Origin of the sequence: Blastomonas sp. (genome assembly GCF_041747255.1) — a bacterium.
GTDB lineage: Bacteria > Pseudomonadota > Alphaproteobacteria > Sphingomonadales > Sphingomonadaceae > Blastomonas.
Map to the genome: position 1 here is coordinate 1 of NZ_JBGTFM010000158.1, position 6411 is coordinate 6411.

The 6411-nt window shown below is 63.1% G+C and carries 8 protein-coding genes and 1 tRNA gene; 1 reads left to right on the top strand and 8 read right to left on the bottom strand.

Translation table 11 applies throughout. The features are described 5' to 3' along the window. From ACEW8G_RS05645 to ACEW8G_RS05680, 8 genes are all read right to left on the bottom strand, one after another. Positions 1-254, bottom strand: a 254-nt coding sequence (locus ACEW8G_RS05645) for a transcription termination/antitermination NusG family protein (RefSeq protein WP_373487465.1), incomplete at its 3' end; no start/stop codon positions are given. 30 nt (positions 255-284) lie between these two features. Then, positions 285-491, bottom strand: a complete 207-nt coding sequence (gene secE, locus ACEW8G_RS05650; RefSeq protein WP_373487472.1) for a preprotein translocase subunit SecE — start codon at positions 489-491, stop codon at positions 285-287. A gap of 155 nt (positions 492-646) precedes the next feature. Further along, a complete protein-coding gene (locus tag ACEW8G_RS05655; protein WP_373487466.1) occupies positions 647-2446 on the bottom strand; it encodes a caspase family protein in 1800 nt (599 codons plus the stop codon). A 178-nt stretch (positions 2447-2624) separates the two neighbouring features. Further along, positions 2625-3503, bottom strand: coding sequence for a phytanoyl-CoA dioxygenase family protein (locus tag ACEW8G_RS05660; RefSeq protein WP_373487467.1), 879 nt, complete (start codon positions 3501-3503; stop codon positions 2625-2627). A gap of 73 nt (positions 3504-3576) precedes the next feature. Further along, on the bottom strand, positions 3577-4197 hold the full coding sequence (locus tag ACEW8G_RS05665) for a MarC family protein (RefSeq protein ID WP_373487468.1): 621 nt from the start codon (positions 4195-4197) through the stop codon (positions 3577-3579). After that, positions 4194-4958, bottom strand: a complete 765-nt coding sequence (locus ACEW8G_RS05670) for a hypothetical protein (RefSeq protein ID WP_373487469.1) — start codon at positions 4956-4958, stop codon at positions 4194-4196. The genes ACEW8G_RS05665 and ACEW8G_RS05670 overlap by 4 nt, the downstream gene beginning before the upstream one ends. Positions 4959-4960: 2 nt before the next feature. After that, positions 4961-5851: a bifunctional methylenetetrahydrofolate dehydrogenase/methenyltetrahydrofolate cyclohydrolase FolD gene (gene folD, locus ACEW8G_RS05675; RefSeq protein ID WP_373487470.1), complete on the bottom strand. Its 891-nt coding sequence runs from the start codon at positions 5849-5851 to the stop codon at positions 4961-4963. A gap of 110 nt (positions 5852-5961) precedes the next feature. Continuing rightward, a tRNA-Gln gene (locus ACEW8G_RS05680) sits at positions 5962-6035 on the bottom strand. 176 nt (positions 6036-6211) lie between these two features. Here ACEW8G_RS05680 and ACEW8G_RS05685 point away from each other — a divergent pair. After that, on the top strand, positions 6212-6411 hold a 200-nt coding region (locus tag ACEW8G_RS05685; RefSeq protein ID WP_373487471.1), incomplete at its 3' end, for a hypothetical protein.

Below are 6411 nucleotides of genomic sequence, written 5' to 3' on the forward strand. Positions count from 1 at the left end.
GTGACCTTGGGCGTGTTCTTGACGACGTGATAGACATCGTCGGTCATCGCCAGCTTGGCCAGCACATAGCCGGGGAAGAACTTGCGCTCGGTCTGCACCTTCTTGCCGCGCCGCACTTCGGTCACGGTTTCGGTCGGCACCTCGACCTGCTCGACGAGCTGCGCCAGCCCCAGACGCTCGGCATCGGCCAGAATCGCATCGCGGACCTTGTTCTCAAAGCCCGAATACGCATGAATGATGTACCAGCGCGACATTCACATCTCTTTCACATTAGTTCGCGGAGATCAGGCAAGCGTCAACAACCATTTGACGATCGCACCGAACACCGAATCCACCCCCAGAAAGAAGATCGCCATAATCGTCATCATGATGAACACCATGATCGCGGTGGTGATGGTTTCCTGGCGGGTCGGCCAGACAACCTTTGATGCCTCGGTGCGCACCTGCCGTACGAATTCACCGGGGCTGGTCTTCTTGTCCTTGGTGGCCATGGCCAAATCTTCCTCATTCTTCCGATTGCGCGGGCGCAGCACCCAAGTTGCAGGCACATCGCCGCCAGCCCTGTCCGGCTGAAACACGATATATGCACCCTGTCGGAGAAAGACAGGCCCTTAGCTGTGCCGCTGCACAAAGGCAAGCCGGATTGTCACAACGCAAGATCGACCAGCACCCGGTTGCGTGTGAAGCGATTGGCGAGCAGCAGCGGGGTCTGGAATCGATCTGTGAGCACTTCGACCTCGCTGCGCACCGCATCGGCTAACTGTTCCAGCGTTGCACCCGGTCGCCCCAGTGCATTGCAAAGTGCAATTACAAATGCACTGCTCTGTTTGCCGGGTGCGACATCCAGCATATGCTGCATAGGGCTGACCGCAAACAGCAAAGCCAGTCCATCTATGTTTTCGCCCCAATCGTCCGCGTCCGGGTTACTGAAGGGCTTATCAAGGATGCTTTCAGCGTCGTTCCTTTTTTCACTATCAATGCCGAGGTCAGCAAAATCGGTGTCGATCATTATGAAAGTGTCCCTTTGCCAACGGCTGGGTCCACGAGTGGACTTGCTAATTGCCACGCCGCGACTGACCGCTGCATCGCGATCAGAGCCTGTGGGGTTGGCAAGGGCGTCAGCCAGTTCGGTGGCGGTCATAAAATCCAGCCCCCGCAGATACTCCGACTGCCGATCAGTGGCAGCTGCCGTTGCGTTGTCGGCGGGCTGGGCGGGAGTCCCTATTGTCCCAGTGGCCCCAACAGCCATCTTTGGGGAAGACTGGCCCAGAAGCACACCACGAGACTCTGCGCCCGCCTCCGATCCGTAGACTGCGTCATTGCTGCGGATGATCAGAAAGCTTTCCCGGTCGATCAGCCCCCCCATGCCGCTATAAAAGACAAAACGCTTGGTATGATCAGCGGCGACGAGTGCCTTGCATGCCGCCTCGACCTGCTCCCTGGTGGGATCAAGCAATGTAGTGACGGACGCTCCCCTCGCCGCAAGTTCTCGTTCTATCCGGGCACAATCCGAATAGGGCGTAAAAAGCGAAGATAGGGCCGAATACTCGCCATAGCGCTGCAACCCGATGAGCAGCGCGACGCAACCATCAAGCCGACCGGCGGTCTTGCGCGGCTTGCGGCGGGGCGGGCCGGGCTGCGCATCCAGTCGCACCTGCTTGGCCGTCTGGTCATACACGGCCGGATGCTGGGCATGGCCGATGGCGCGCGCAGCCAGGATCACATCCTCTCCCGCCGCCTTGACGATGTCGTAGATCGGCACATCGGGAGCAAGCTGATCCAGCAGACAGCGTGCGAACAGTCCGTTCTGGTTCGTGTCGTCGTCGCCCAGCTTGTCGAGCGCATATTCACCGCGCCCGGCCGAATAGCTGACGAAAAACCCGCCGGGTGCATTGGTCGAAGTATAGCCATCGGCCTTGCCCGGTACGTCAAGCGGCAGCGGATCGTTGCGGCAGGCATCAAGGATAACGATCGACTGGCTTGGCCTGCGCGCGGCAATGTCTGCCAGCAACGAATCGACCTGCACCGATGTTTCCAGCAGGCTGTCGCTGGTCGTCGGGTCGACATCGGCAGGCAGCAGAAAATTGGTTTGGCGCACCTGAATGCCGTGGCCTGCATAATAGATGAACGAAGCGTCACCCTGCCCCAACTTGCCGCGAAACTCGGCAAAGCGGTCGAGCAGCAGGTTGGTATCGCCATCGATGGCGCTGATCACCTCATATCCGAATCCGCCGATGGCAGCGGCAACCGCCCGGGCATCGGCGACGGCGCGTTCGAGCGGTTTGATGTTGGCATAACGATCAATCCCGACGACAAAGCCGAGCAAACGCGTTTTCGGCGGTGCCAGTTGCGCAAACGCCGAGCTCGTCGTCGCCGTCAGCGCGAGGCCAAGCCCTGCACCCAGCACGTCTCGCCGATGCAGCACGGCAGACGCGGTGCCAACCAATGATGCTCTGCACTGATGGTCCACCGCCGATCCTTTCCACGGCGCAGCATGCATTCTCGGCGAATGGCAGACAAGTCTCAGATTTCCGGGGGCACCCGATGCACGCATTCTCCGGGGTTGATCGTCGTTCCACGAGCGGTCATCGCCAAACCTTTCTCGTTCTTCCGATGATCGCCGGTTACTCCAGCACCCGTCTGGGGTGCATGCCATCGACATATCCCATGAACGGCGGATGGATCGCATAGCCGAGCAGTTGCTGCGCGCGCTCGGGCAAGGTGCGCGCTTTTTCCGGCGGCACGGCAAGCACCATGTTTTCAAGCTGGCGCGTCCAGCCCGGGCAATATTGCGGCGTGATCAGCAATCGCGGCGCATCCGAACGGTTGGCCCCGCCGCGATGCCACAATGTGCCCTTGGCGAGCATCAGCGATCCGGCAGGCACGATGATCTTCACCGCATCGGGATGGGTACCCGGATCATCATCCGGCGCGCCGATCTGGGTGCGACGGAACGCGTCAGCCGTTATTGCCCCGGCCAGCCCAGCGCCTGATGCCAGATGCGAGCCGGGCAGAATCTCGGTCGCGCCGTTGCTCCCGGTCATCGGATCGATGGCCCAGAAGGCGCTGACGCCCCAGCTGGGGCGTGGCAGCGGCGGCGCGAAATGGCTGTCGTCATAATGCCATGGCTGCACCGTCTCGCCGGGCTGCAGGTTGATCGCCAGGCACGCGGACAGCAGACAATCACGCCCCAGATCGGCCTCGGCAAAGGCGAGCGCCAGCGGGTGTGTGACCAAATCGGCGAACACCGGTGACTTGGCAAGCAGCGCATAGACCCGGTTGGTGCGCAGCCCTTCAAAATCATTGCGGCCCTTGACGTCCGCGCCGAGATACGGGGCAAGCGCGGCCCGGATCGCCGCCAGCGCATCGTCATCAAGCACCGCAGGAAAGACCAGATAGCCATCGCAGTCGAACTGTGCCCGCCAGTCGGCAAAAGTCCGTTCGCCAAGCCACGACGCGGTGCCGGGCGGCAGATCATCTGGGGGTGCGGGCTGCGTCGCCATTGGCTGTTCCTCTCCGGGCCACAGCATCCAACTTTACGGCAATGTCAGCAAGCACCTTTGGCAGCGCGCAGCGTTACTGAAAGCTCTCGCGCAGGCCGTCGATGACGAACTGCGCAGCCAACGCGGCGAGCAGCACACCGAGCAGCCGGGTGATCACCGCTTCGGCCTGCTGGCCCAGCAGCTTCATCAGTGGCCCTGCCGCGAGCAGCGCAGCAAGGGTGAGCAACAGCACCAGCAGCAGCGCACCCAGAATCGTCGCCGCCCGGTCAAGCCCGGTGTTCTGCGAGACCAGCAGCATGACCGAGGCGATCGAGCCCGGCCCCGCGATCATCGGCATCGCCATCGGGAAGATCGAGACGTCCTCGATCTCTGGTGTTTCAATCACTTTCTGCGCCCGCTGCTCACGCCGTTCGGTGCGCTTTTCGAACACCATGTCGAGCGCGATCAGGAACAGCATGATGCCGCCTGCAATGCGAAAGCTGTTGAGCTCAATATGCAGCGCGCCCAGCAAGTTTTCGCCAAATAGGGCAAATACCAGCAGGATCGCGCCTGCCACCACCACCGCGCGAATGGCCATCGCGCGGCGTTGCGCGGCATTGGCACCGGTGGTCATGCTGGCATAGATCGGCGCGCAGCCGGGCGGATCGATCACGACAAAAAACGTGATGAACGCCGATATGAACAGTTCCATCATAACGAGCCGCCTGCGACATCGTCGCGCACCACGACATCATAGCCGGTGCCGTTCCACAGCTCGATCTGGACCGTGCGGGAGCCATCGGCGCGGCTATCCCAGCGCCAGACCAGCGTGCCATCGTCCGAGGCCCGCGCGCCGCTGGCCGCTGCGCTGATCGCCGGCCCCTTCTTGGTATATGCGCCCATTGGAATATCGCCGAGCGCCGCCTTGCGGTCGCCGGTGCACACCGCAGTGCGCGAACTGATCATGTCATCGCCGGTGCGCCCACGGGCGACAGGGGCGCTGTGCGTGAGCACCCATTTCCAGTCGGGCTTTTTGGCGCGGGGCTTTTCAAGATTCTGCCAGACAGTGGTGTACAGGCCAACGCTGCCGTCTGTTGCCTGCGATGCCCCGGTTGAGGCCCCGGTGCGGCCATCGCAGGCCATGAACAGCTGCTGCGGTTGCCATTTGCGCGCCTGAGGCGGGTCGGCGCGGCCCTTGAGCCAATCGCCAGCGACCGCGACCTGCGGCGCGAACATCAGCGCATCGGGCGCCGCCGTATCGCGGAAAGCGGTCCACTGGCCCTTGTCCAGCGCCAGCCGCGCCAGCGCCAGTTCTGCAACCAGAATTGCGCTGCTGTCAGCATAGGACTGACCCGATGGCACCGGTGGCGGGCCAGCGCGTTCACGACGTTGCTGGGCTTCAGCAGGCGCGGCGCTGGTGATGATCACAAGCGCAGCGGCACATCCGGCCAGCAGGCGGCCCGTCAGTACAGCCACAGTCATAACCCCACCGGTGCAGCAAGCCCGGCACGGTGATGCGCCGCAACCAGCGTGTTGCGCAGCAGGCAGGCGATCGTCATCGGCCCGACCCCGCCCGGCACCGGAGTGATCGCGCCAGCCACCTGCGTGCATTCATCATAGGCGACATCGCCCACCAGCCGCGTTTGGCCCGGCTCATTGGCTGGCACGCGGTTGATGCCGACGTCGATCACGGTTGCGCCCTGTTTGATCCAGTCACCGCGCACCATCTCGGCGCGCCCCACCGCCGCCACCACGATATCGGCGAGCCGCACGATGGCGGGCAGATCGCGGGTGCGGCTGTGCGCGATGGTCACGGTGCAGCTTTGCTGCAGCAGCAGTTGTGCCATCGGCTTGCCGACGATGTTCGACCGGCCAATGACCACCGCGTGCAGCCCGGCCAGATCGCCCAGCACATCTTTCAGCAGCATCAGCGACCCCAGCGGCGTGCACGGCACCAGCGCCTGCTCGCCCACCGCGAGCTTGCCTGCATTGACGACATGGAAGCCATCGACATCCTTGGCCGGATCGATCGCCGCCAGCACCGCCTTGTCATCGATATGCGGCGGCAGCGGCAGCTGGACGAGAATGCCATCGACGCAGGTATCCGCATTGAGGTCAGCGACCAGTGCCAGCAGCGCCTGAGCGCTGGTATCGGCGGGCAGGCGATGCTCGAAGCTCTGCATGCCGGCCTCGACCGTCGCCTTGTGCTTGGACCGCACATAGACCTGGCTCGCCGGATCGTCGCCGACCAGCACCACGGCAAGCCCGGGCGCGCGGCCAGCGCGCGCAACGAACGCGGGAACCAGCGCGCCAATCCGCCCCCGCAGACCCGAAGCAAATGCTTTGCCGTCAATGATGTTGGCTGTCATGCGCGCGGCCTTAGAGCGATTCTGGGTGAAAGGGAACACATCGCATTGGCGATCTCTCACCGTGCCCCGCGATCTGCATGGTTGGCGCGCAATCGTTGACTCGAGCGGATTGGATGCCCCCCGAGGATTCGAACCTCGATTAACGGAGTCAGAGTCCGTGGTCTTACCATTAGACGAAGGGGCAATGCGGCGTTGGCCATTAGGCTGCGACACCGGTGTGGTCAAGACCATATCCTCGGTCAAAAGCCGTCAAGCTTGCGCTTGCGCAACAGTTTGGCTAGCTTGGCACCCAAGTACCGGCGATGCGCAGGCGTTTTGGCTGCGCGGGCTTGACCGGCCAATGTAAAGAGCAATTCTGGCATGGTGGAGCGATCTGCACCTTTGCCGCAGTGCGATCCGCAACCGATGCCAGCCATCGACGGCGCGGTCGCCGCCCCGGACCGGGGTGATCAGGCGGCAGCAGCACAGCACAGCGATGGTTCACTCGGCGCAGCGCTCCCGACCGGATATATGCGCGCCCTTGCCCCGGCCCCGGCCCCTGCCGCTGCCCGTGCCGATCA

Coding starts and splice junctions, on each gene's coding strand:
- secE (WP_373487472.1), bottom strand. CDS start 491: ATGGCCACCAAGGACAAGAAGACCAGCCCCGGTGAATTCGTACGGCAG.
- folD (WP_373487470.1), bottom strand. CDS start 5,851: ATGACAGCCAACATCATTGACGGCAAAGCATTTGCTTCGGGTCTGCGG.
- ACEW8G_RS05660 (WP_373487467.1), bottom strand. CDS start 3,503: ATGGCGACGCAGCCCGCACCCCCAGATGATCTGCCGCCCGGCACCGCG.
- ACEW8G_RS05665 (WP_373487468.1), bottom strand. CDS start 4,197: ATGATGGAACTGTTCATATCGGCGTTCATCACGTTTTTTGTCGTGATC.